Raw genomic sequence first — 26,655 nt, forward strand, 5'->3', positions numbered from 1 at the left:
TAAATTGTTAAAGAACAATTTCCACTTTTTTAGCGGAAAGGATTGATATCCTACACAATCCATTTTTTTTCGTCAAGTGATTTCAGTATTATTTATCACTCAACTATCTGACAACTTAAAACATTTTGCTTTCTCGCTGTCAGTGGGTGCGCATTATAGAGCGCCAATATTTTTTGGCAAGATCTTTTTTCAAAAAAGATCACTATTTTGAGAAAAACGGGATCGATTGATAATTTCTTAAACAAAACGAGGATTTAAACCGCACTTTGTGAGCAGGAATCAGCCGTCCTTGATTATTAATCTTGTGATAAATAGCCTAATTCGCTAAAACCATAGCGTTGCATCATATTATGAAAACCAAAAATATGGTTTATCGGCGCTGTCGCAAAAATCAAATGTCGGGAAATTTCATCAAGTTTCGCTTTTTCTCTGAACAGTTGTTTTTGCTGTAATAAATACTTTACCCGTTTGGCAATCGCTTTGCCCGAATCGACAAAAAACTTCACATGCGGCAAGCAAAGTTTTAGTTCATTCTCCAACAAGGGGAAATGTGTACACCCCCAGATCACGGTATCCAAATCCTTTAATTCCACCCACGGTTTGACAATGCTATGCAGACGCCCCAAGTCAACCGAATCGCCCCGCATTTTTCTTTCCGCCAGTTCAACCAGTTCAGTGGTGCCGATTTTCTCAACGATACAGTTTGCCGCATAACGTTGGATCAGGTCTTCCGTGTAGGCTCGCTTGACCGTCCCTTTTGTTGCCAATAAGCCGATATGTTTGCTTTGCGAGACGGCTGCAGCCGGTTTAATCGCCGGCACGGTGCCGACAATTCCGATATGCTGCGGCAAATGCTCCCTCAAGGTCGGCAGCACGACCGTACTGGCTGTATTGCAGGCAATGACGATCAAATCTATCGGATATTGATTGACGAGTCGGCGGCAAACCCACAAAGTGCGGTCAATAATCTGCCGCTCACTTTTTTCCGAGTAGGGAAAAAAGGCATTATCCAGACAATAAAGATAATGATAGTGGGGTAATAGTTGTTGGATTTCATGGTAGACCGTTAAGCCGCCCACACCGGAATCAAATACTAAAATAGTCGCTAACGCATTGTCTTTATTCATTATAAATAACCAAAGTCATCAAGAAACAGTTCCGTCACCAACAACGCATCCGCCTGCATATAGAACAGGGAACGCCTCGCCGCCAGTCCGTTGATTTTACTCCATTGCAATGCATCACGTCTGAATTTTTGTTCAAATAAAAACTCACCCAGCGGCTTTTGCCCTAACGCCAACAATGGCGGAAATCGTCTGCTGAGCGATGCGGGAATCACGGTACGGGCGAAAATCCAGCGTTGTCCGTTACCATACAAAAAAACTTCCCGAACAAAATAATCCTGCCCCGCAGGCAAAACCGCACTTTCATTTGCTAATGGATTCGGATACCAATCTTGATTTAACAGTTCAACATGAAACTGACCGCAATGTCTTTTCAGTTTGACCGTGAGCGAATCTGTCGATAGCAGCCACGCCGTTTCTTTTGCTGTCAAGCGATTTGTGCCGACTGATTGTGTTTGCCAAACCGCACTTTGCAATAAAGTGCGGTATCGTTCAAGCTCGTTACGCATGGCTATACATTGTCCGTTGATCCAACCAGCGTCTAATCAAGGCATCGACACACGCCGGATATTGTTCGATAATCTGCCTGGCGTGATGCTGCACGAGCGGGATCATTTTACGATCACGCATTAAGCTGGCAATCTTGAATTCGGCGATGCCGGTTTGTTTTGTTCCCAGAACTTCCCCCGGTCCGCGGATTTGCAAGTCTTTTTCAGCGATGACAAAGCCGTCTTGGCTGTCTCGCAAAACTTGTAGCCGCTGGCGGGACACCTTGCCGAGCGGTGGCTTATACATCAGTACACAATAAGAATCGATACTGCCGCGCCCAACCCGTCCGCGTAGTTGATGCAATTGTGACAAACCGAGGCGCTCTGCATTTTCGATAATCATCAGGCTGGCATTCGGCACGTCAACACCCACTTCAATCACCGTGGTCGCCACCAGTAAATCCAGTTCCGCCTCTTTAAAAGCGTGCATAATCGCCTGTTTTTCCTGTGGTTTCATGCGGCCGTGTACCAGCCCAATCGCCAGGTTCGGCAAGGCTCGCTGCAAATCTTCTGCTATTGCTTCGGCCGCCTGTGCTTCCAGTAGCTCGGATTCTTCGATTAGGGTACATACCCAATATGCCTGCCGTTTTTCATGGCTGCACGCCTGATTTACCCGCTGTACGATTTCATCACGCCGCTCTTCGGAAACAACTATGGTTTGAATCGGCGTTCGTCCCGGCGGCAATTCATCAATGATCGAGGTATCCAAATCCGCATATACCGTCATCGCCAATGTCCGCGGAATCGGTGTTGCCGTCATGATCAATTGATGTGGATATACGGCATTTTTTAGCCCTTTTTCACGCAACATCAAACGCTGGTGAACCCCAAAACGGTGCTGTTCATCAATAATCACCAATGCCAAATTGTGGAACTCCACCTCTTGCTGAAACAAAGCATGGGTGCCGATAATCATGTTGATCTGACCGCACTTCAACTTTTCCAGCTCGGCCCGACGTGCTTTACCTTTCACTTTGCCCGCCAGCCAGCCGATCTCAATGCCCAACGGTTCAAACCAACGGCGAAAATTTTGCGCATGTTGCTCCGCCAAAATTTCAGTCGGCGCCATCAGTGCTACCTGTTTATGATTGCCGATGGCAATCAGTGCCGCCAAGGCGGCAACCAGCGTTTTGCCCGATCCGACATCACCTTGTACCAAACGCATCATCGGTTCGCTTTTTGCCAAATCCAAACGAATATCCTGAGTGACTCGTTGCTGAGCTTTGGTCGGCTGAAACGGTAACTGCGCCAAAAACTGCACCGTTAATGCGGTATCTTCGCGCAACACTTCCGCATTCAGACACTTGGTTTCCGCCCGACTCTGCTGCATGGCGAGATTATGTGCCAACAACTCCTCATAAATCAAACGTTGTTGCGCCGGATGAGTGCCCTGAGCCAATTGATCAAACGAAACACCGGGCGGCGGACGATGTAAAAAGGTCAGCGCATCTTTCAGACTGATCTCATGCGGAGTAAATCCCACCGGCAGCAGTTCGTTTACCGGTGTGCTATGGAGTAGTTTTAATGCCTGATCGGTTAAATGGCGAAGTGCGGTCTGACGCAAACCGTCGGTAGTCGGGTAAATCGGGGTCAGATTCTCTTCCGGCAGCAACGGCTGATCATTGTGAATAATCTGATATTGCGGATGGTGGATTTCCGCCATAAAACGGCCGCGTTTAATTTCACCGAATGCTTTCACCCGTGTGCCGGCGCTGAGGCTGTTTTTCATACCGGCATTAAAATTGAAAAAACGCAGCATAATTTTGCTGCTGCCGTCAGACAAAGTCACACTCAGAATCGGGCGTTTCCCGAATGTGACCTCGTTGGTCTGCACCACGCCTTCAATGGTGGCATAACCGTCGGGGCGAATCTCATTCAGCGGCGTAATTCGGGTGCGATCTTCATAACGGCTCGGCAGATGAAACAGTAAATCCTGTACATTATGGATATTAATTTTAGCCAATTTGGCCGCAACTGCCGCACCGACGCCGGCAAGTGCGGTCAGAGGAATCGCGTCCAGCAGTTGCTCTTTCATGCCAAAATCACCTATTCGTTGATATTACGAACGATCTCGATCACGCCGGAAACCGAACCGAGCTTTTTCATGATCCCGTTAAGCTGCTGCACATGGTGAGTTGAAATCAGGAGGGTGACAAAGTAAACCCGCCCTTCTCTTTCTTCTGTGGTAATACTTTTGATATTGCTGCCGGTGGCGGCAATCGCCGAAGTCAAATTGGCCAAAATACCCTGTTTATTGACCATTTCAATCCGCAGTTCCGCATCAAATTCACTTCCGTTTTCGCTTTTTTCCCATTCGACCGAAGTGAAATGCTGCGGCTGGCTATGACTTTCACGCGTAATATTAGAGCAGAATTCATGGTGCACCACTAAGCCTTTGCCCGGGCTGACAAACGCAATTATCGGATCACCGGGAACCGGATGACAACATTTGGCACAGCTGATTAACAACCCTTCCGCCCCTTTGATGATCAAATTCGAATCTTTATGGTTATTCGGAATGCCATCGGTATCAATCGCAATTTTTTCACCGAGCAAGCTATGAGCGATCACCGCACTCATTTGATTTCCCAACCCGATTTCCGCCAATAAATCATCCATGTCGTCCAGTTTCAATTCCGCCAACAGCTGCTGTAACCGCAACGGATCGATATCGTCCAATTTATACGGGGAAAGGGAATGAATCAGCTGGCGTTTCCCCAGAATGACCGATTCGTCACGGCGCAGATTTTTCAAGGTTTGACGAATTTTGGAGCGGGCTTTGGCTGTCACGACAAAATTCAACCAGCCGGCACTCGGACGTGCCGACGGAGCAGTAATGATCTCCACCGTCTGCCCGCTTTCCAGCGGTTGCGATAATGGGTAAGGCACACGATCAACCCGAGCACCGATACAGGTTTGACCGATATCGGAATGCACCGCATAGGCAAAATCAATTGCAGTCGCCCCGGTCGGCAATTCTACGATCCGCCCTTTCGGCGTAAAGACATAAATTTCATCCGGGAACATATCGGATTTAACACTTTCGATAAATTCCAGCGAATTTCCCGAACTTTGTTGTAATTCAATCAAACTTTGCAACCAACGTTGAGCGCGGATCTGCGCAGTAGTGTTTTTCACTTCACTACCCTGTTTATACGCCCAATGTGCCGCAACCCCCATTTCCGCCATTTGATCCATATCTTCGGTACGGATCTGCACCTCGACCGGCACACCGTGCGGCCCGATCATGGAAGTATGCAACGACTGGTAGCCGTTGGCTTTCGGAATGGCGATATAATCTTTGACCCGTCCCGGACGCGGTTTGTACAAACCGTGCATTTGCCCCAACACCCGATAACAGGTGTCCACATCATCGACAATTGCACGAAACGCATAAATATCCATAATTGAATGAAAACGCTGTTCTTTCAAACGCATTTTCTGATAAATCGAATAAAGGTGCTTCTCCCGGCCGAACACGCGCGAAGCGATACCGGCATCGTTTAACCGCCCTTTGATTTCATCGGCAATTCGCTGAATCATCTCTTTACGGTTGCCGCGCGCCGCCTGAATTACTTTTTGTAATACTTGATAGCGGTTTGGATGCAGGGCTTCGAAGCCCAAATCTTCCAATTCGTTTTTGATGTGTTCTATCCCCAGACGGTGTGCCAGCGGACTGTAAATTTCTAACGTTTCTTTGGCAATACGGCGCCGTTTGTCCGGTCTTAACGAGCCGAGTGTACGCATATTGTGGGTACGGTCGGCGAGTTTGATCAGCACCACACGGATATCTTTGGTCATCGCCAGAATCATTTTGCGGAAATTTTCGGTTTCCGCCTCTTTGCGTGTTCTGAATTTCAATTTATCCAGTTTCGACACGCCTTCCACAATTTCGGCGACACTACGGCCGAAAGCTTCGGTCAACTGCTCTTCGGTATAAGGTGTATCTTCGATAACGTCATGTAACAACGCCGCCATCACGGCTTCGTGATCCAGTTTCATTTCGGCGATAATCGATGCCACCGCAACGGGGTGGGTAATGTACGGTTCACCGCTGGAACGGGTTACCCCTTCATGCGCGTCACGTGCGACAACATAGGCCTGCTTGACCAGTTCAATCTGTTCCGGCGGCAAATAGCCCTGAATAATGCGATCCAGACTTTCGAATAGATACAAATTACACCTGCTATAGTCGAGAAAAAATTACTGCTCGTCAGACAACAAAGAAACTGCGTGAATTTCCGCCGTTTCCTGTTCTAATTGCTCGTAGCGATCCTGCTTATCCATGATATCGTTATTGATCAACCCTTTTTCGATTTCACGCAAGGCGATCACGGTCGGCTTGTCGTTTTCCGGCTCGACCAACGGCTCACGCACATTCGACTGTAGCTGTCTCGCACGACGGGAAGCCGTTAAAATTAAATCAAAACGGTTGCCGATTTTTTCTACTGCATCTTGCACTGTTACTCGTGCCATACTCTTTCTCCACTCAATAGGCTTTACGATTAAACCCGATATGATACTAAAGCTGCCGTCATTTCGCCAGTAGTTGCTGAATTAATAATTGCTGCGCCTGCTGCTGCGCCGCCAGTGTCACCTTATCGGCGATCAAAATCGCGTTGATTTCCGCCACTGCCCGCTCGAAATCATCATTAATGATGACATAATCATATTCATCGTAATGCGCCATTTCGCTGATCGCCTTTTCCATTCGAGCGGCAATCACCTCGGCGGAATCCTGCCCGCGTCCGATCAGGCGCTGCTCCAATTCCGTCAGTGACGGCGGTAAAATGAAAATACTTTTACAGCGCGGCATTTTTGACCGCACTTGCTGCGCACCCTGCCAGTCAATATCCAAAAATATGTCGATCCCCTGCGCCAGATGGCTTTCGATCATCGGAATCGAGGTGCCGTAATAATTGCCGAACACGTTGGCGTATTCCAAAAATAAACCTTGTGCGATCAAACGTTCAAATTCGGCTGGCGTACTGAAATAGTAATGGACCCCGTGTTCCTCGCCCGGACGCGGTTGGCGAGTGGTGTGTGATACCGAAACCTGCGCCTTATCTTGCGACAGTTGTTTCAACAGGGCTGAAATCAGCGAGGATTTGCCTGCGCCGCTCGGGGCAGAGACAATGTAGAGGTGACCGTTTTGCATAATATTCCTTTTTTCATTTTATGCGCTGATTATGTCGCAAAATATAAAAAAAATCAGGTAAAAAATGCATCATTAGGCAGAAAAGGGCAAAGTGCGGTCTGTATCAGACCGCACTTGAGGTAATTCGGCGGCATTACAACACTTGCCGTTGCAATTGCCCGATAATTTGCGGATTTTCCAGTGTGGAAACATCTTGGGTGATCACTTCGTTTTTTGCGATAGCCCGCAACAAACGGCGCATGATTTTGCCGGAACGGGTTTTCGGCAGATTTTCCGCAAAACGGATATCTTCCGGTCGGGCGATTTTGCCGATCTCTTTCGCAACCCACAGTTTCAATTCTTCCGCCAATGCTTTCGCTTCATCGCCGTCGGGAAGTGCGGTATTGAGCACGACAAACGCCACCACGGCTTCCCCTTTGATTTCATCGGGCTTCCCGACCACCGCCGCTTCCGCTACTTGCGGATTGGCAACCAGTGCCGATTCGATTTCCATTGTGCCGAGACGATGCCCCGAAACATTCAATACATCGTCGGTGCGCCCTAAAATCCAGAAATAGCCGTCTTCATCACGGTGTGCCGAATCCCCCGCTACATAATATTTGCCGCCCAATTCCTGTGGGAAATAGGTTGATTTATAACGCTCGTCATCATTCCAGATAGTACGAAGCATCGATGGAAACGGGCGTTTGATCACTAAAATCCCACCGCTTTGATCGCTGATTTTCTGACCACGTTCATCAACCACATCCGCCATAATCCCCGGCAACGGCAAGGTGCAGGAACCCGGTTTCATCGAATTGATGCCCGGCAGCGGCGACAGCATAATCGAACCGGTTTCCGTCTGCCACCAAGTGTCGACAATCGGGCAATCCGCCTTGCCGATCACCTCATACAGCCACATCCATGCCGACGGGTTGATCGGCTCGCCCACACTGCCCAGCAGACGCAACGACGAGAGATCATATTTATTCGGAATGCGTTCGCCCAATCGGGTCAAAGAGCGGATCAGGGTCGGCGAAGTATAAAACACGGTGATCTTATGCCGCTGAATCATTCGCCAAATCCGCCCCGGATCGGGATAACTCGGCACCCCCTCATAAATCACCTGTGTCGCCCCGTTTGCCAACGGCCCGTAACAGACATAAGAATGGCCGGTGATCCAGCCGACATCAGCAGTACACCAATAAATATCGTCCGCCTTATTGTCAAACACATTGCGGAACGTATTGATTGCGCCCAATAAATAGCCTGCGGTACTGTGCACAATCCCTTTCGGCTTGCCGGTCGATCCTGAGGTATAGAGGATAAACAACGGATCTTCCGAATTCATCCATTCCGGTTCGCAAAAATCCGGCTGTTTTTTGGAAAGCTCATGCCACCAGAGATCACGCCCGTTTTTCCACGCGGTATCAATATTCAAACGATAATACACCACCACGTTCTCAACACTGCGGCAGCCCATCTCCAGCGCTTCGTCAACCGTCTCTTTCAACGGAATAATCTTTCCGCTGCGCAAGCCGCCGTTGGCGGTGATCACCAGTTTCGCCTCGGCATCTTCAATCCGATCTTTCAAAGCACCTGCCGAAAAACCGCCGAATACCACCGAATGTACCGCCCCGATTCGGGCACAAGCCTGCATCGCAATCACGGCCTCGACAATCATCGGCATATAAATCACTACCCGATCGCCCTTGCCGACGCCCAGCTCACGCAACGCATTGCCGAAGCGACAAACCCGATTATGCAGCTGGCTATAAGTGAAACTGTTCACCTGCCCGAAATCCGATTCGAAGATTAGCGCAGTTTTATTGCCTTTATCGGGCAGATGGCGATCCAAACAATTATAGGACGCATTGAGTTTTCCGTCCGGAAACCATTTATAAAACGGCGCCCGACTATCGTCGAAAATGGTCATAAAAGGCTTTTTCCAGCTAATCAGTTCACGCGCCAAATCCGCCCAATATTGCAAATAGTCTTTATCGGCAAATTCCCATAGCGCCTGATACGCTTCCAACTCGCCGATATTGGCGTGCCGACGGAAATCATCACTGGGTTTGAAAATACGGTTCTCTTTTAATACGGAATCAAGGTGTTGCATATCGACATTCCTCTTAACGAAGTTACAGGAAGCGAAAGAAAGCAGACGATCGCTGTAAATGAAACAAGCTCCCGTTTACCCTATATGAAGTTAAAATAATGAGCAATAGTTGTTAATAATTTGTTTCAAGACTTGGATCACAGAATTGGATCTTTTTTCCTCAATCCTGCATTAAAGGCAAAAAAATGACCGCAAGTGCGGTCATATAACATAAAAATGCAAACAAAAAATATTACGCGGCTTGCTGCGATTGCACCGTATCCTGCACTCGGCAAGTCGTGCCGTCGTCTTCCAGTTGTTTGAATACACCGACCACTTCGTGAATTTTTTCACCGTCCTTGAACATCACGAAACCGCCGTGTTCCATTTTGACCCATTGCTCGTTTTTGGTCAGCGGGAACGTGGAAATGATATTGACCTTATCATTCGGTTTGGCATATTCGTTAAAATCAATCACCCCTTCGTCGTCAATACGGAACGCTTTGCCGAACGGCGCTTTGCGCATAACATAGTGCAGATTGGTGGAACAATGCGCCAGCATGATTTGCCCGTTAGACAAAATAAAGTTGAATGTCCCCAACTCTGCCAGTTCGCACGAAATTTCCTGTACTGCGTCAAAGATTGCTTGATCATCCGGTTTTTTCGGATACCGCACTTTGAGTTTTTCCACCATATAGCAAAATGCGGCTTCGGAATCGGTGGTGCCGATCGGTTGGGCACGGCTTTCCGACAGATCCGGCATGGTTTTCAAATTGCCGTTATGGGCAAACACCCAATTTTCACCCCAAATTTCACGCATAAACGGGTGAGTGTTTTCCAGATTGACCTGCCCCTGTGTCGCTTTACGGATATGAGCGATCACATTCAGCGATTTGATATGGTATTGTTTAACGCAATCGGCAATCGGCGATGAGCTGCACGGCTTATCATCACGGAAAACCCGTACCCCTTTACCTTCAAAAAAAGCAATGCCGAAACCGTCGGAATGGTGATCGGTGATCCCCGCACGGCGGCGGAACCCTTCAAAAGAAAAAACAATATCGGTCGGGCTGTTACAATTCATACCCAAAAGCTGACACATAAAACGCTACCTGCAAGCACACCAAACTTCTTGTTAAAGAAGTGAAAAGATAAATCGAATGGTGCAGAATTATACGCTTTTTTTATCAATAGAAAATAGGAGGTTATTCATTTTTTGCAGATTTTTTACACGTTTTCATTTTATCAGTATCAAGGCGTGCAACCGCACTTTGCCGCCAACCGTCGACAAGCCGACTATTCTTGATAGTTTCCGCTACGGCAAGATAAAACGCCTGTTTACTGCTCAAAAAGAAAAGAATAGCTCATCATTATTCTCTATGCCTACATAATTTCTGGTAATATTTCACTCGCGGAAAAACAAGCGTTTTAATTGATTGGTTGATATTTCTCCCCTGCGAACTTGATCTAAAAAGACAGCTAAAATAATAACCAGCCCAATAATTAACCGTTGCAGATAAGAGGTTACATTTAACAATGTTAACCCGTTTTGTAATACTCCCATTATTAGTGCGCCCATAGAAGTGCTTATTACCGAGCCGACCCCGCCAATCAAACTTGTACCGCCAATAACCGTCGCCGCAATTGCTTCTAATTCATAACCATTACCTGCGATTGGTTGCGCTGCATTCAACCGCCCTACCAAAATAACCGCACCTATTGCCGCGAGTGCGCCATTCATAACATAGGCTTTAATTTCTAATTTATTGACATTAATTCCGGATAATCTCACGGCTTCACGATTTCCGCCCAATGCATAGATCTGTCTACCGAAAATCGTTTGAGTGAGGATATAATAACTTATAACCACGACGAACAAGGCAATAATGACCGGAATCGGAATACTGATGCCTTCACTAATATATAATTGTCCATTTCCAAAAAAACGTAGCGTATCAGGGAAATTATAAATTGTTTTGCCATCCGAAAAAGTCAATGCCAGTCCTCGAGCAATACCCATCATACCCAATGTCGTAATAAAAGAGGTTACTTTACAATGTACAATAATAAATCCATTGACATATCCACATATTGCACCGACTAAAATTGCACCTAAAATGGAGAATATGACGACGAATAACACTGATAATTCCGATGCATTTTCCCCCACCCAATCCAGCCCGGAATGAATGAATATCCCTAAAGAAACAGCCGAAAGCGCCACAATGGATCCGACCGAAAGATCAATTCCGCCTGTCAAGATTACATATGTCATTCCTACAGATATAATACAAATAACGGATACTTGTAACAGTATATTTAAAATATTATTGGTTGATAAGAAAAAATCTGATGTGAAAGACATACCGACAACCATAAAAAGCAAAACGATGCTGATACCGAGTTTTGAAATAATTTTTTTAAAGTCAAGCATAATACTATTCTCCAATGATTAGATACCGATCATTAAACGCATCAGGTTTTGTTCTGTCATTTCATTTTTATTCACAATTTCTTTAACTTTATTACCATTACGCATCACTATCACTCTATCAGACATTGTCATCAACTCAGGTAAATCAGAAGAAACCATGATGATACTGCCGCCGTTATTAACAAATTGGTGCATCAAATCATATATTTCAGATTTTGCACCTATATCGATACCTCTTGTTGGCTCATCAAAGAATAAAATATTGACCCCACTTTCAAGCCATCTGGCAATAATAACTTTCTGTTGATTACCACCGGATAGCGTTCTTGTTTCTTGCTCTTGATTTATTGATATTATTCTTAGTTTTCTTATGTTATCATCAACCACCTTTCTTTCAGCCTTCTGATCTAAGAAAAAATTATTCCAAAAACGTTTAAGAATCGGTAATGTAATATTGTCTCTAATACCTAAACCTAAAACCAAGCCTTGAGATTTCCTATCTTCTGTAATAAATCCTATTTTTAACTTTACTGCATCTTCAGGAGATTTTATTTCGACTTTTTCATCATCAATATAAATCTCTCCTGTCGAATCATCCGCACCATAAATAGCGCGTAGTAACTCGGTCCTTCCTGCGCCCACTAACCCTGCAAATCCCAATATTTCACCTTTATGCAGACAAAATGAAACATTATTGATATTATTATTATTTATATTTTTAAAACTTGCTTTTTTCTGATCAAAAACAATATCTCGATAATAATGGCTAAAATTTACATCTCTACCCACCATTAACTTCACAATATCATCATGCGATATATCTTGATAATTTAGTGTACCACTTACTTCTCCATCCCTTAATACTGTAATTTTATCTGCAATATACTTAAATTCCTCCAGTCGATGGGAAATATAGATCATGGCAACATTTTTTTTCTTAAGTTGATGAATGATTTTAAAAAGCACCTCTGTATTTTTTCGTGATATAGATGCGGTAGGCTCATCAAAAATAATGACTTTATAGTCACCGAGTATTGCTTTAGCGATTTCGACCATTTGCTGCTGTGCAATTGAAAGTGTAGAGACAAGATCATCAGGCTTGATGTCCAACTCTAATTCATTAATAATATTTTTTGTTTTATCTCTCATATATTTCCAATTCATTCTACCGCATGCCAGTTTCTTTTCCGAACCCAAAAATATGTTTTCCAATACACTTAATTGCGGAACCAGCATTAACTCTTGATGAATAAATCCTATCCCGAGCGTTTGAGCATCCTTGACCGTTTTTGGCAAATAATATGTTCCATGATAAAATATTTTCCCACTATCTCGCGGATAGATACCGGCAATTATCTTGCACAAGGTTGATTTTCCCGCCCCGTTCTCACCCACTAAGCAATGCACTTCTCCGGCTTTAATTTTTAAATTAATATTTTTTAGAATATTAATACCAAAAAAACTTTTATTAACATTATTCAATTCAAGTACAACTTGATTACTGTTATCCACAGTCATTTCTCATATCCTCAATTGATGCGAATGTGTCAAGAATAGATTTTTTTTCAAACAAAAAATGCGATCATTATCACAAAATAAAAACAGTCGCGTCAAAAGAATCACATAAAACCGATAAAACCCTAATCGACCTCTAAAAATGTGTCTTTTATCACATTTATTTAGCCGAAAAATGTTAAAATTAAAACACTGGTAAATAATATATTATCAGCTTAAAGAAACTCAATATGGCGCACTCTAAGAGGAAATTCAGATGAAAACAAAATTCTTACTCAAGTCAATTAAAACCGGATTATTGACTTTTGCACTGTCTACCACAGTCAACGCCGCTGACAAACCACAAATAGCACTGCTCATGAAAACGCTCAGTAATGAATATTTTATTTCGATGCAGCAAGGTGCCGAAGAGACGGCTGCTGCAATGAATATTGATTTAATCGTACAAGTTGCAGAAAAAGAGGACTCGACAGAACAATTGGTTGGCTTAGTTGAAAATATGATAGCCAAAAAAGTAGATGCCATCATCGTAACGCCCAACGACTCCATCGCTTTCATACCCGCTTTCCAAAAAGCCCAAAAAGCAGGTATTCCCATTATCGATCTTGATGTTCGTTTAGATTCGAATGCAGCGGAAAAAGCAGGTTTAAAATTTAACTATGTCGGTGTTGATAATTTTTTGGGCGGTTATTTAGCCGCTAAAAATCTGTCAGAGGCTATTAACGGAAAAGGTAATGTTGCCGTTTTGGAAGGTATTCCTGGGGTAGATAACGGCGAACAACGGAAAGCAGGCGCCTTAAAAGCCTTCGCCGAATATCCCGATATCAAAATTGTCGCCTCACAATCCGCCAATTGGGAAACGGAACAAGCACTTAATGTGACAAGCAATATTCTAACCGCCAATCCTGATATTAAAGGCATTTTTGCCGCAAATGACAATATGGCGATAGGGGCCGTTACGGCTGTTGAAAATGCACGACTGGCAGGTAAAGTTCTTGTTACCGGATATGATGGTATTCCATTAGCTATTGAATACGTCAAACAAGGTAAAATGCAAAATACGATTGATCAACTGCCTAAAAAACAAGTCGCCATTGCCATTGAATCGGCATTAAAACAGATCAATAAACAGGAAATTCCTGATGTCTTTTATGTCGATCCTATTGTAGTCGATAAAGAAAAATCAAAAAACTACTAGAATATTCATTCAGATAATGATTTTTTAAATAACAAAAAACCGAAAGTATCCCTTTCGGTTTTTAATTAAAAGTGCGGTTTAATATGATGGTTAATACACGCCTTGTGCCAACATGGCGTCTGCGACTTTGACGAAACCGCCGATATTGGCGCCGATGACGTAGTTAATATTGCCGTCTTCCTGCACCCCGTATCGCTCGCAGACTGCGTGGATAGAGAGCATGATTTCGTGTAGTTTTTGATCCACCTCTTCGCGCGTCCAACTTAAACGACCGGCATTTTGCGACATTTCAAGACCGGAGGTCGCCACACCGCCGGCATTCGCCGCCTTACCGGGGCCGAACAGCACGCCGGCATCGATCAAGGCATCGGTCGCCTCAATCGTGGTCGGCATATTGGCACCTTCCGCCACCAACTGCACACCGTTGGCAATCAGTTGTTTGGCATCGTCCAAATCCAGTTCGTTTTGGGTCGCACACGGCAACGCCAAATCCACTTTAACGCCCCACGGTTTGACTCCGGCAACATATTCCAGCCCGAATTGCTCGGCATACTCTTTTACTCGGCCGTATTTCACATTTTTAATTTCCATCAACGCCGCCAGTTTTTCAGTCGTGAAGCCGTCCTTGTCGATCACAGTCCCCAGCGAGTCGGAACAGGTAATCACCTTAGCGCCCAGACTGATGGCTTTTTCAATCGCATATTGCGCCACATTGCCGGAGCCGGAAACCGAAACCGTTTTGCCCGCCAAAGACTGTCCGCTGCGTTTTAACATCGCTTGTACGAAATAGATCAAACCGTAACCGGTCGCTTCCGGACGAATCAGGCTACCGCCATAGGTCAAGCCTTTGCCGGTAAACACACAACCGGTGTTGTTTGAGAGTTTTTTCATCATGCCGGTCAAGTAACCGATTTCTCGTCCGCCCACACCGATATCGCCTGCCGGCACATCGGTATCCGGGCCGATATGGCGGTATAATTCCAAAACTAACGCTTGGCAAAAGCGCATGATTTCGCCGTCGCTTTTGCCTTTCGGATCAAAATCGGAACCGCCCTTGCCGCCGCCCATCGGTAATGTGGTTAAGGCATTTTTAAACGTTTGCTCGAAGCCGAGGAATTTCAGAATAGACTGATTCACGGAAGGGTGAAAGCGCATACCGCCTTTAAACGGGCCGATTGCGCTATTGTATTGTACGCGGAAAGCGCGATTGACTTGCACCTGTCCCTTATCGTCTACCCAAGAGACACGGAATTGAATGATCCGCTCCGGCTCCACCAGACGTGCCAATAATCCGTACGAAGCATATTTCGGATTAGCCTGAATAAACGGCCATAAGGAAGTGAACACTTCTTTCGCCGCTTGCAGGAATTCCGGTTGGTGGCCGTCACGTTTCGCCAACTGTGTCAAAAAGTCGTCGAGTGTGCTGAGATTGCTCATAAAGTTTACCTTTTTCAATGAAATATGATGTGTGTGAAGAGTCGTTATCGTTTTTATAAAAAATCCACTTCAGTTTTTTGACCGAAGTGGATTTTTATTCTAAATCAGATCGTTACTAAAAAATAGCCAACTTTTCCCAGATTTCATCGATCTTCTTCACAATTTTTAAATCTTTTTTAATCGGTTTGCCCCACTCTCTGTTAGTTTCGCCCGCCCACTTATTGGTGGCGTCAATCCCCATTTTCGAGCCGAGACCGGCAATCGGCGAGGCAAAATCCAGATAGTCAATCGGGGTATGCTCGATAACCGTGCAATCACGCGCCGGATCACTGCGGGTGGTAATCGCCCAAATCACGTCTTTCCAGTCACGGGCATTAACATCGTCATCACACACAATCACAAATTTAGTGTACATAAACTGGCGTAAAAATGACCAAACCCCCATCATCACTCGCTTAGCATGGCCGGGATATTGCTTTTTGATCGTCACCACCGCCAAGCGATAAGAACACCCTTCCGGCGGCAGATAAAAATCAACAATTTCCGGAAACTGTTTTTGCAGAATCGGAATAAACACTTCGTTCAACGCTTCGCCCAACACCGCCGGTTCATCAGGCGGTCGACCGGTATACGTCGAATGATAAATCGGATTTTTACGCATTGTGAGATGCGTTACGGTCAATACCGGAAAATATTCTTGTTCGTTATAGTAACCGGTATGATCGCCATATGGCCCTTCAAGTGCGGTTTCGTTCGGATCGATATAGCCTTCCAACACGATTTCCGCCCCTGCCGGCACTTCCAACCCATTGGAGATCGATTTTACCACTTCACTTTTATTGCCGCGCAGCAAACCGGCAAACGCATATTCCGACAGCGTATCGGGAATCGGCGTAACCGCACTTAAAATCGTTGCCGGATCAGCACCCAACGCTACCGATACCGGAAAAGGTTCGTTCGGGTTAGCCTCTTTCCATTCCTGAAAATCCAATGCGCCGCCCCGGTGCGACAGCCAGCGCATAATCAGTTTATTTTTTCCGATCAGTTGCTGACGGTAAATGCCCAGATTTTGCCGTTTTTTATACGGCCCTTTGGTGATCGTCAGCCCCCAAGTGACCAACGGCGCCGCATCCGCCGGCCAGCAGTGCATAATCGGCAGCTGGTACAAATCCACCTGTTCGCCCTGCAACACGATTTGCTGGCAATCCGCCTTGCTCAACACTTTGGTCGGCATATTCAGCACCTGCTTGAATTGCGGCAGTTTGTCGATTAAATCTTTAAACCCCTTCGGCGGATCGGGTTCTTTTAAAAATGCCAATAATTTGCCGACTTCGCGCAGGGCGGTCACATTTTCCTGCCCCATGCCCAAGGCGACCCGACGTGCCGTACCGAACAGATTGCACAACACCGGAATTTCGTAGCCGATGGGATTTTCAAACAATAATGCCGGCCCGCCCAAACGCAAAGTGCGGTCGGCAATTTCAGTCATTTCCAGATGCGGATCGATCGGATGCGATATCCGTTTCAGCTCGCCCTGCCGTTCCAGCAGATCGATAAAATCACGCAGGTTTTTGTATTTCATGCAACTATCCTGTGATGTTTACTCATTGTCTATCATCACGCATTAATGCGCCTCGTCCCAATTTTCACCGACACCGACTTCGGCAATCAACGGCACGGCAAGTTCGGCGGCTTGTTCCATTAAGGTTTTAATCCGTGCGGCGTAATGTTCCACTTTGTCCGACCGCACTTCGAACACCAGCTCATCGTGCACCTGCATAATCATTTTAATCTCGTCGCTGTTGAGGATTTCGTCATCAATCGCCAACATCGCCCGTTTGATAATATCCGCCGCCGTGCCTTGCATCGGTGCATTGATTGCCACCCGTTCCGCACCTTTGCGCCGCATTGCATTTGTCGATTTGATTTCCGGCAGATACAAACGGCGTTTGAACAGGGTTTCCACATAGCCTTGTTCACGGGCTTTTTGTTGAATGTCGCTCATAAAGGTTTGTACACCGGGATAACGTTGGAAATACAAATCAATATATTGCTGCGCCTGTCCGCGCGCAATACCTAACTGGCGTGCCAGCCCAAAGGCGCTCATACCGTAAATCAGCCCGAAATTAATCGCTTTGGCGCTGCGGCGCTGCTCTGATGTAACGTCGTCCAACGACACCCCGAAAATCTCGGCGGCAGTGGCGCGGTGGATATCTTTTCCTTCGGCAAACGCCTTGCCCAGCCCACTGTCGTTAGATAAATGCGCCATAATCCGCAATTCGATTTGCGAGTAGTCGGCAGCAATGATTTTATTACCTTTAGCGGCAACAAACGCCTTGCGAATGCGCCGTCCTTCCTCGGTTCGGATCGGAATATTTTGTAAGTTCGGATCACTGGACGACAAACGTCCGGTGATGGTAACCGCCTGATGGTACGAGGTATGCACCCGCCCACTGTCTTTATCCACCATCAGCGGCAGTTTATCGGTATAGGTGGATTTCAACTTGCTTAAGCCGCGATGTTCGACCAATATTTTCGGCAGGTCATGTTCATATGCCAACTCTTCCAATACCTCTTCATTGGTCGAAGGTGCGCCTTTCGGGGTTTTTTTAATCACCGGCAAGCCCAGTTTGCCAAACAAAATCTCTTGCAGCTGCTTAGTGGAAGCCAAATTAAACGGCTCTCCCGCCAGTTCGTGCGCTTGTTGTTCCAACTGAATCAAACGGTTGGCGATTTCACTTGATTGCTGAAACAGTAAATCACTGTCGAGTAATACGCCGTTACGCTCAATGCGAGACAACACCGATACCAACGGCATTTCCAGTTTTTCGAATAGCTCGCCCAACGTCGGCTCGGTCTGCACTTTTTTCCACAGGGTTTGGTGCAACTTCATGGTAATGTCCGCATCTTCTGCCGCATATTCCGCCGCCTGTTCAATTGGAATCTGATCAAAAGTCAGCTGATTTTTGCCTTTACCCGCCAGTTCTTCAAACGTGATCGTGTTATGCCCCAGATAGCGTTTCGCCAAGTCGTCCATATTATGGCGACCGGTGCTGTCCAGAATATAAGATTCCAGCATGGTGTCATACGCCACGCCTTGCAGTTCGATTCCATGACGGAAAAAAATCGTTTCGTCATATTTGATATTTTGCCCGATTTTCTTGATCTGCGGATTTTCCAAAATTGGTTTTAATTTCGCCAATGCGGCGCTCAAATCCAGCTGTTCCGGGGCATCAAGATAACGGTGCTGCAACGGCAAATAGGCGGCTTCGCCATTTTGCAGGGCAAATGAAATCCCGACCAAATTGGCCTGCATATAGTTCAGGCTGTCGGTTTCGGTGTCGACCGCAATCAATTCCGCAGTCGACAATTTGCCCAACCAATGCGCCAACTCAGCGTCGGTCAAAATCGTTTGGTACAACGTGCGGTCTACCTGCACGCTTTCAAGCACATCGGCAACCGCACTTTGACCGCTATCGGCGGTTGCCTGATAAGCATTAAAGCTGCGAGTCGGCAACTCTGCCGCGGTTACCGAACTACTGCCGTTTTGTAGAATATCATTCAGCCAACGTTTAAATTCATAACGTCCGAACGCTTCGATCAATTCATCGTTTTGCGCCGCTTGTAACGTCAATTGATCATAATTCAACGGCAATTCGACATCGGTTTTAATCGTTGCCAGCAGATACGATAAATCCGCCATTTCTTTGGCTTCAGCCAGTTTGTCGCCCAACTTTTTCGCCCCGCGAATCGGCAACTCCGCCACTTTATCCAGATTGGCATAAATTTGCGCCATGCTGCCGATTCCCTGTAACAGCCCAAGTGCGGTTTTTTCACCGACACCGGCAACGCCGGGAATATTGTCCGAGCTGTCGCCGCGCAGCGCCAGATAGTCAATCATCAATTCCGGCGGAATGCCGTATTTTTCGATAACGCCGTCCCGATCCAGCAACGTATTGTTCATAGTATTAATCAAGGTGATATTGTCGTCCACCAACTGCGCCATATCCTTATCACCGGTACTGATCAATACTTTCTGACCGCACTTTGAAGCATTCACGGCCAACGTGCCGATCACATCGTCCGCCTCTACCCCGTCAATCACCAGCAGCGGAATGCCGAGAGCGTTGATAATACTGTGTAGCGGCAGAATCTGTTTGCGCAAATCCTCCGGCATCGGCGGACGGTGCGATTTGTACTGTTCAAATAATTCATCACGAAAGGTTTTGCCTTTAGCATCGAACACCACCGCCAGATAACGCGGATTGGCTTGTGAAATCAGGCTTTTCAGCATATTCAATACGCCGTACATTGCACCGGTCGGCTCGCCCAACGAATTGGTCAACGGCGGAAAGGCGTGGAAAGCACGGTAAAGATAAGAAGAACCGTCCACCAGAATCAGGCTGTTTTCGGCAATTTTGGCTGTCATAAGTTTGTCGCTTCTATTTAGTCGTTCGGAATATTATCGCTTTATTGTAACAAAAGTGCGGTTCAAAAACGGATTTAAATTGTAAACCGCTCTTCGCCACAATACACCGTCGCCCGGTTCTCGCGGGCGAAACCGACCAAGGAAAGGTTATGCTGTTCGGCAAGGCTGACGGCGAAGTCGGTGGCGGCGGAAACGGCGATTAAGATTTCTATCCCGCAAGCAACGCTTTTTTGCACCATTTCATAACTGGCACGGCTGGTGATGAGGACAACGCCTTGCGGCAAACCGCACTTTTGCCGCCCGCCATACCAACCCAGTAATTTATCCAACGCCACATGGCGCCCGACATCTTCCCGAATCGCCGACAGCTTACCGTTAAGATCAAAAAATGCCGCCGCATGGGTCGCGCCACTTTGTTGCGCCAGCCGCTGCGCCTGCTGTAATTGCATCAGGCAGTCATTCAATTTTCCCAGATCAAAGCGTAAAGTGCGGTTTAACGGCGTTAGCGGCCGAATGACCTGCTGTAACTGCTCAACCCCACACAAGCCGCAACCGGTCCTGCCCGCCAGTGTGCGCCGTTTCGCTTTCAGCGCCATAAAACAGCGGCTCGCCATCTCGATATGCACTTCCACCCCGTTTGTCAGCGTCTTGACTTCTAGTGAATAAATCTCACTCGGTTTATCGATAATCCCCTCAGCAAGGGAAAATCCCAATGCAAACTCTTCCAAATCGGCCGGCGTACACATCATAACGGTATGTGCAATGCCGTTATAAACCAAGGCAACCGGCACTTCACACGCCAACAAATCGGCTTTTTGCACCAAGTGCGGTTGGGCTTCGACCGTCTTTTCACGGCGCTGAAAGACGCCGACGTCTCTTGTTTTCAGTGTTGACAAAACTTCGCTCCCTAATCAAAAATAGGTAAATTGTCATAATTCTGCCCCTGTTCACAAAATATGGCAGAGTATCATATTGATCTGGATTACATAAAATGCGTTTGCCTGTTGCACCACTTTTTGAACAGGAGTAAGCTAGCGGGTGAATGTAACGTATTTTTACATTACTGTTACAATCCTAAAACGAACTTTTTTATTTTACTCTATATCTCACAATCTTGAGAGGTTCTTATGCAGCTCAGCAGAAGAAAATTCTTTAAAGTTTGTGCAAGTGGAATGGCGGGAACCTCCGCCGCCGCATTAGGTTTTGCTCCGGCAAGCGCACTGGCTGCGCCTCGCTCGTATAAACTGTTGCGCGCGCGTGAAACACGTAATACTTGTACTTACTGCGCCGTCGGTTGCGGCATGTTGCTTTACAGTGTGGGCGACGGGGCGATGAATGCCCGTGAAAAATTAATCCATATCGAAGGTGATGCCGATCACCCTGTCAGTCGCGGCGCACTTTGCCCGAAAGGCGCCGGCGCCTTGGATTACGTCAACAGCGAACGTCGTGTCCAATATCCCGAATATCGTGCGCCAGGCTCAAAAGTGTGGCAGCGCATCAGTTGGCACGAAGCCTACGAACGCATCGCCCGGTTGATGAAAGACGACCGTGACGCCAATTTTATTCCGACCAACAGCGACGGCTTGCCGGTTAATCGCTGGCTTTCGACCGGTATGCTGATGGCCTCCGCCTCCAGTAATGAAACCGGCTTGTTAAGCCAGAAATGGGCGCGATCGCTAGGCATGATCTCAATCAACAACCAGGCGAGTATCTGACACGGGCCAACGGTAGCAAGTCTTGCTCCATCATTTGGTCGCGGTGCCATGACAAACCACTGGGCTGATATTGCCAATGCCGATCTGGTGATCGTCATGGGCGGTAATGCCGCAGAAGCGCACCCTGTCGGTTTCCGTTGGGTTATCGAAGCGAAAAAACGCCGCGGCGCCAAGCTTATGGTTGTCGATCCGCGCTTTAACCGCACTGCTGCGGTAGCGGATTTCTATTCGCCGATCCGCTCCGGTACCGATATCGCCTTCCTCTCGGGGGTGATTAAATATTTGTTGGATAACGATAAAATTCAGCACGAATACATTCAACAATACACCAATGCCGGCTATTTAGTTGACGACGGATTCACGTTTGAAGACGGGTTGTTCAGCGGTTATGATCAAGAAAAACACCAATACGACAAATCCACTTGGACCTATCAGTTCGACGAAGAGGGCTTCGCCAAACAGGATCCGACCCTACAGCACCCGCGATGCGTCATCAACTTACTGAAACAGCACGTTTCCCGCTACACCCCGGAAATGGTTTCACGTATTTGCGGCTCGTCGGAAAAAGATTTCCTGCATTTCTGTGAGGAGCTCGCCAAAACGTCCGCCAAAGACAAAAATGCAACTTTCCTGTATGCACTCGGCTGGACACAGCACACCGTCGGCTCGCAAAATATCCGCACTATGGCGATGATCCAGTTGTTGTTGGGCAATATCGGTGTTTCCGGCGGCGGCGTGAATGCGTTGCGCGGTCACTCCAACGTGCAGGGCATTACCGATCTGGGCTTGTTCCCGCATATGCTGACCGGCTATATGCCGTTACCGACCGACAAAGACACCAGCCTCGACGTTTTCCTTGATCGGATTACACCGAAACTGATGCAAAAAGATCAGGTCAACTACTGGAAAAACACGCCGAAATTCTTTATCAGCCTGCTGAAAACGTTCTATGGCGATAAGGCAACCGCAGATAACCAATTCGGTTACCACTTCCTGCCGAAAATCGACGGCGCCTACGATCATTTCCGTTATATCGATATGATGTTTGAAGGCAAAGTCAACGGCTATTTGTGCCAAGGCTTTAACCCGATTGCCTCTTATCCGAATCGGGCAAAAATGATGACCGCACTTAGCAAATTGAAATACTTGGTGATTATGGATCCGCTGAAAACCGATACCTCGGATTTCTGGCAGAACTACGGCGAATACAATGATGTCGATACCGAATCGATTCAAACCGAAGTATTCCGCCTGCCGACCACCTGTTTCACTGAAGAGGACGGTTCCATCGCCAATTCCGGCCGTTGGCTGCAATGGCACTGGAAAGGCAGCGATCAGCCGCAAGAAGCCAAACCGGACGTGGAAATTCTGTCTGAATTGCGTGAATACCTGTTGCATCTGTATCAAAAAGAAGGCGGTCAGGGAATCGAACAACTCAATGCGATGCAGTGGAATTATCTCAATCCGCTAGAACCGCGTGCCGAAGAACTCGCGAAAGAGAACAACGGCTACGCTTTGGCGGATCTGCAAGACGAAAACGGCAATGTTATCGTGAAAAAAGGCGAATTGCTCTCCAGTTTTGCCCAATTGCGCGATGACGGCAGCACCTCGTCCGGCTGCTGGATTTATACCGGTCAGTGGACAGAAAAAGGCAATATGATGGCACGGCGTGATAATTCCGATCCGTCCGGTCTGGGCAATACCCTGAATTGGGCATTTGCATGGCCGCTGAATCGCCGGATTATCTACAACCGCGCTTCCGCCGATCGTCAAGGCAACCCTTGGGATCCGACCCGTCAGCTGGTGAAATGGAACGGCACAAACTGGAACTTTAACGACATTGCCGATTATACCGGTGCGCCGCCGGGCAGCAATGTGTCGCCGTTTATCATGCAGCCAGAAGGGGTCAGTCGCCTGTTTGCAATCAACAAAATGGCTGAAGGACCGTTTCCCGAGCATTATGAACCGATTGAAAGCCCGATCGGTACTAATCCGTTACACCCGAATGTGATTCATAATCCGGCGGTGCGTATTTTACCGAACGATCAGAAAACCATGGGTAACGCCGGCGAATTCCCGTATGTGGCGACAACCTACCGTTTAACCGAGCATTTCCACTACTGGACCAAAAATGCACTGTTGAACGTCATTGCCCAACCGGAACAATTCATTGAAATGGGCGAAGCGCTGGCGCAAGAAAAAGGCATCAAACACGGCGATGAAGTCAAAGTGTTCTCCAAACGCGGTTATATCAAGGCGGTTGCCGTTGTGACCAAACGGATTAAAGCACTGCAAGTTGACGGCAAAACCATTCATACCATCGGAGTTCCGATTCACTGGGGCTTTGCCGGAGTCGGTAAAAAAGGTTTCTTTGCCAACAATCTGACGCCGAGCGTCGGTGATGCCAATACACAAACACCGGAATTTAAAACCTTCTTGGTCAACATTGAAAAAGTAACGGGGGCTTAATATGGCAGTTCAAACCCAAGATATTATTAAAGCCTCTGCAACCTCGTCTTTGACCCCGCCGCCACAAGCGCGGGATCACAAAGTCGAAGTGGCGAAGCTGATTGATGTCAGCGCCTGTATCGGCTGTAAAGCCTGTCAGGTGGCCTGTTCCGAATGGAATGATCTGCGGGACACACCGGGAAAATGTATCGGCACCTATGACAATCCGGTCGATCTGACCGCCAAATCGTGGACCGTCATGAAGTTCAACGAAGTGGAAGAAGACGATCGTCTGGAGTGGTTGATCCGCAAAGACGGCTGTATGCACTGTTCCGAGCCGGGCTGCCTCAAAGCCTGCCCGGCCCCCGGCGCCATTATTCAGTATGCCAACGGGATTGTCGATTTCCAATCGGATAAATGTATCGGCTGCGGCTACTGTATTGCCGGCTGTCCGTTTAATATTCCGCGCATTAACCCGGAAGACAACCGTGCTTACAAATGTACGTTATGTTCCGATCGGGTCAATGTCGGACAAGAACCGGCGTGTGTCAAAACCTGCCCGACCGGTGCAATTCATTTCGGCAGTAAAGAAGCCATGAAACAATATGCGCAAACGCGTATTGCCGATTTGAAATCACGTGGTTATGAAAATGCCGGATTATACGATCCGCAAGGTGTCGGCGGCACGCATGTCATGTATGTATTGCATCATGCCGACAAACCGACCTTATATTCCGGCTTGCCGCAGGATCCGTCGATCAGCCCGGTCGTCAGCTTGTGGAAAGGCATATTGAAACCATTGGCAGGTATGGCAATGGGCGCACTGGCAATCGCCTCCGCCGCCCACTACATCGGTGTCGGCCCGAATACCGAAGAAGATGACGATGAAATCCAAAAACCGCTTGATCCACACGGAAAAGGAGAATAATGATGGTTGATTTAAACAGAAAAGTTATTCGCCACAACCTGAAAGAGCGGTTGAGCCACTGGCTGTTGGTGCTGTGCTTTTTTATGACCGCACTTTCAGGTTTATCGTTTTTCTTCGCCGATTTTTCATGGTTGGCGGATGTATTAGGTACACCGCAGTTGGCTCGCTACATTCATCCGTTCACCGGCTTAGTGATGATTTGTGCGTTTGCTATCTTGGCAAAACATTACTGGCGCGATAACCTGATCGAAAAAGGCGACTGGCAATGGCTGTTCAACGTGGTCGAAGTCTTAAAAGGCAATGAACACCATGTTGCCGATGTCGGCCACTACAATATGGGGCAAAAACTGTTGTTCTGGACGCTGATTATGGCGCTGGCAATCTTGCTGGTGACCGGCATTATTATCTGGCGTCCTTACTTTGCCCAAAACTTCCCGATTCCGGTGATTCGAATCGCCCTGTTACTGCACGCCACCAGTGCCATCGCACTGATTTTAGGCATTATGGTGCATATCTACATGGCGATTTGGGTCAGAGGTTCCATCACCGGTATGGTTGAAGGTTGGGTGACTGCACGCTGGGCGAAAAAACATCACCCGCGCTGGTTCCGTGAATCCATTCTGCCCGAACTGGAAAAAGAAGAAGCCAAAGAGAAACAAGAGCAAAATAAATGAGCATTCGCATCTTAGCGGAAAGCGAGATCAAGCAAGCGGCGGCAGGGTTTTTCGCCCCCCCGCTTCTTTTCGCCAATCCGAAAAATCTATATCGACGCCGTGCCGCCCGCCTGCGCAAATTGGCTGAAAATAATCCGTTACAGGCATATTTGCGTTTCTGTGCCAATATTGCCGACATTCAGCTCGAATTGTTGCAAACGGCACCGATTTCAGCGGACTCACGACTCAGTGCGGTCAAAGACAATGCGGCATTATTGAGCCAAAAACCGCTGCATTGGAAAAACTGGCAGCGTGATCCGGTCTGGATTGATTTGCTCAAACAGTTATTGCAACGTCTTAAACCACACGCCAACGATACTATTCTCGCCACTATCGATCGGCTGGAAAAAGCCTCGGCTAACGAACTGAACGCTTTGGCGGATCAGCTCCTGCAAAGCAACCACCTGCCTGAGCACAGCGATCAAGCCGTGTTCCTGTGGGCGGCACTCTCGTTGTATTGGGTGCAGCTGGTACAGCAAATTCCGCACCACGCCAAAACCGAATTGGGCGAAAACCGCCAATTCTGCCCGGTTTGCGGCTCGGCGCCGGTTGCCAGCCTGATCCATATCGGCGAAGCACAGGGCACCCGCTATCTGCATTGCTCGCTGTGCGAAAGCGAGTGGCATATGGTGCGGGTAAAATGCAGCAACTGCGAACAAGGCGGCAAGCTCCACTACTGGGCGTTGGATTCGCAAAATGCCGTAAAAAGCGAAAGCTGCGACGATTGCCAAAGTTATCTGAAAGTGTTGTATCAGGATAAAGATCCGGAAGTAGAAGCGGTTGCCGATGATCTCGCCAGTTTTTTCTTGGACGATGAAATGGAAAAACTGGGTTACGCCAAAAGTGCGGTCAACCCGTTTCTGTTTCCGTCGGAATAATCAAAATGGTGTGAAATACTCTGAGGGTGAGCCTGCGCTCACCCTTTTGATTA

At 47.3% G+C, this 26,655-nt stretch carries 19 protein-coding genes; 5 read left to right on the top strand and 14 right to left on the bottom strand.

Annotated elements, in window-relative coordinates; translation table 11 throughout:
* Positions 1–296: 296 nt before the first annotated feature.
* From murI to OA57_RS10785, 10 genes are all read right to left on the bottom strand, one after another.
* Positions 297–1,127, bottom strand: coding sequence for a glutamate racemase (gene murI, locus OA57_RS10740; RefSeq protein ID WP_034617624.1), 831 nt, complete (start codon positions 1,125–1,127; stop codon positions 297–299).
* Complete coding sequence (locus OA57_RS10745; RefSeq protein ID WP_052122478.1) at positions 1,127–1,633, bottom strand: chorismate--pyruvate lyase family protein; 507 nt, start codon at positions 1,631–1,633, stop codon at positions 1,127–1,129. The genes murI and OA57_RS10745 overlap by 1 nt, the downstream gene beginning before the upstream one ends.
* Positions 1,626–3,707: an ATP-dependent DNA helicase RecG gene (gene recG, locus OA57_RS10750; protein WP_034617627.1), complete on the bottom strand. Its 2,082-nt coding sequence runs from the start codon at positions 3,705–3,707 to the stop codon at positions 1,626–1,628. The genes OA57_RS10745 and recG overlap by 8 nt, the downstream gene beginning before the upstream one ends.
* An 11-nt stretch (positions 3,708–3,718) precedes the next feature.
* Positions 3,719–5,848, bottom strand: a complete 2,130-nt coding sequence (gene spoT / locus OA57_RS10755; RefSeq protein ID WP_034617629.1) for a bifunctional GTP diphosphokinase/guanosine-3',5'-bis pyrophosphate 3'-pyrophosphohydrolase — start codon at positions 5,846–5,848, stop codon at positions 3,719–3,721.
* Positions 5,849–5,875: 27 nt separating this feature from the next.
* Positions 5,876–6,148 (bottom strand): DNA-directed RNA polymerase subunit omega, encoded by a 273-nt coding sequence (gene rpoZ, locus OA57_RS10760; RefSeq protein ID WP_034617631.1) that lies wholly within the window; start codon positions 6,146–6,148, stop codon positions 5,876–5,878.
* Between the two features lie 58 nt (positions 6,149–6,206).
* Positions 6,207–6,830 (bottom strand): guanylate kinase, encoded by a 624-nt coding sequence (gmk, locus tag OA57_RS10765; RefSeq protein ID WP_034617634.1) that lies wholly within the window; start codon positions 6,828–6,830, stop codon positions 6,207–6,209.
* A gap of 133 nt (positions 6,831–6,963) precedes the next feature.
* Positions 6,964–8,928, bottom strand: a complete 1,965-nt coding sequence (gene acs, locus OA57_RS10770; protein WP_034617637.1) for an acetate--CoA ligase — start codon at positions 8,926–8,928, stop codon at positions 6,964–6,966.
* A 232-nt stretch (positions 8,929–9,160) separates the two neighbouring features.
* The gene (locus tag OA57_RS10775; RefSeq protein WP_034617640.1) at positions 9,161–10,009 is read right to left on the bottom strand and encodes a class II glutamine amidotransferase; all 849 of its coding nucleotides are present in this window, start codon (positions 10,007–10,009) and stop codon (positions 9,161–9,163) included.
* Between the two features lie 303 nt (positions 10,010–10,312).
* Positions 10,313–11,341 (bottom strand): ABC transporter permease, encoded by a 1,029-nt coding sequence (locus OA57_RS10780; protein ID WP_034617643.1) that lies wholly within the window; start codon positions 11,339–11,341, stop codon positions 10,313–10,315.
* Between the two features lie 18 nt (positions 11,342–11,359).
* The gene (locus OA57_RS10785) at positions 11,360–12,859 is read right to left on the bottom strand and encodes a sugar ABC transporter ATP-binding protein (RefSeq protein ID WP_034617646.1); all 1,500 of its coding nucleotides are present in this window, start codon (positions 12,857–12,859) and stop codon (positions 11,360–11,362) included.
* Between the two features lie 253 nt (positions 12,860–13,112).
* Between OA57_RS10785 and OA57_RS10790 the strand changes: the two genes are divergently transcribed.
* Positions 13,113–14,054, top strand: a complete 942-nt coding sequence (locus OA57_RS10790) for a sugar ABC transporter substrate-binding protein (protein WP_034617649.1) — start codon at positions 13,113–13,115, stop codon at positions 14,052–14,054.
* A gap of 90 nt (positions 14,055–14,144) precedes the next feature.
* Here the strand turns inward: OA57_RS10790 and gdhA are convergent, their stop codons facing one another.
* The 4 genes from gdhA to fdhD all read right to left on the bottom strand — a co-directional run bounded on the left by gdhA (position 14,145) and on the right by fdhD (position 20,816).
* Entirely contained in the window at positions 14,145–15,491 is a 1,347-nt protein-coding gene (gdhA, locus tag OA57_RS10795; RefSeq protein WP_034617651.1) for an NADP-specific glutamate dehydrogenase, read from the bottom strand.
* 115 nt (positions 15,492–15,606) lie between these two features.
* Positions 15,607–17,073 carry a 4-hydroxy-3-polyprenylbenzoate decarboxylase gene (gene ubiD, locus OA57_RS10800; protein WP_034617654.1) on the bottom strand — a complete coding sequence of 489 codons (1,467 nt, stop codon included), beginning with the start codon at positions 17,071–17,073 and terminating at the stop codon, positions 15,607–15,609.
* A gap of 42 nt (positions 17,074–17,115) precedes the next feature.
* Positions 17,116–19,920, bottom strand: coding sequence for a DNA polymerase I (gene polA, locus OA57_RS10805; protein WP_034617658.1), 2,805 nt, complete (start codon positions 19,918–19,920; stop codon positions 17,116–17,118).
* Between the two features lie 74 nt (positions 19,921–19,994).
* Positions 19,995–20,816, bottom strand: a complete 822-nt coding sequence (gene fdhD, locus OA57_RS10810) for a formate dehydrogenase accessory sulfurtransferase FdhD (protein ID WP_052122479.1) — start codon at positions 20,814–20,816, stop codon at positions 19,995–19,997.
* A gap of 231 nt (positions 20,817–21,047) precedes the next feature.
* Between fdhD and fdnG the strand changes: the two genes are divergently transcribed.
* Genes fdnG through fdhE form a run of 4 tightly spaced genes read left to right on the top strand, consistent with a single transcriptional unit; the run spans position 21,048 to position 26,602 of the window.
* Positions 21,048–24,104, top strand: coding sequence for a formate dehydrogenase-N subunit alpha (gene fdnG / locus OA57_RS10820; RefSeq protein WP_152596750.1), 3,057 nt, complete (start codon positions 21,048–21,050; stop codon positions 24,102–24,104).
* Between the two features lies 1 nt (position 24,105).
* Positions 24,106–25,011 (top strand): formate dehydrogenase subunit beta, encoded by a 906-nt coding sequence (fdxH, locus tag OA57_RS10825; RefSeq protein ID WP_034617666.1) that lies wholly within the window; start codon positions 24,106–24,108, stop codon positions 25,009–25,011.
* 2 nt (positions 25,012–25,013) lie between these two features.
* The gene (locus OA57_RS10830) at positions 25,014–25,685 is read left to right on the top strand and encodes a formate dehydrogenase subunit gamma (protein WP_034617669.1); all 672 of its coding nucleotides are present in this window, start codon (positions 25,014–25,016) and stop codon (positions 25,683–25,685) included.
* Positions 25,682–26,602, top strand: coding sequence for a formate dehydrogenase accessory protein FdhE (gene fdhE / locus OA57_RS10835; RefSeq protein WP_034617672.1), 921 nt, complete (start codon positions 25,682–25,684; stop codon positions 26,600–26,602). Before OA57_RS10830 ends, fdhE begins: the two co-directional genes overlap by 4 nt.
* Positions 26,603–26,655: the final 53 nt, after the last annotated feature.

The organism is Chelonobacter oris (assembly GCF_000772535.1).
Lineage (GTDB): Bacteria > Pseudomonadota > Gammaproteobacteria > Enterobacterales > Pasteurellaceae > Chelonobacter > Chelonobacter oris.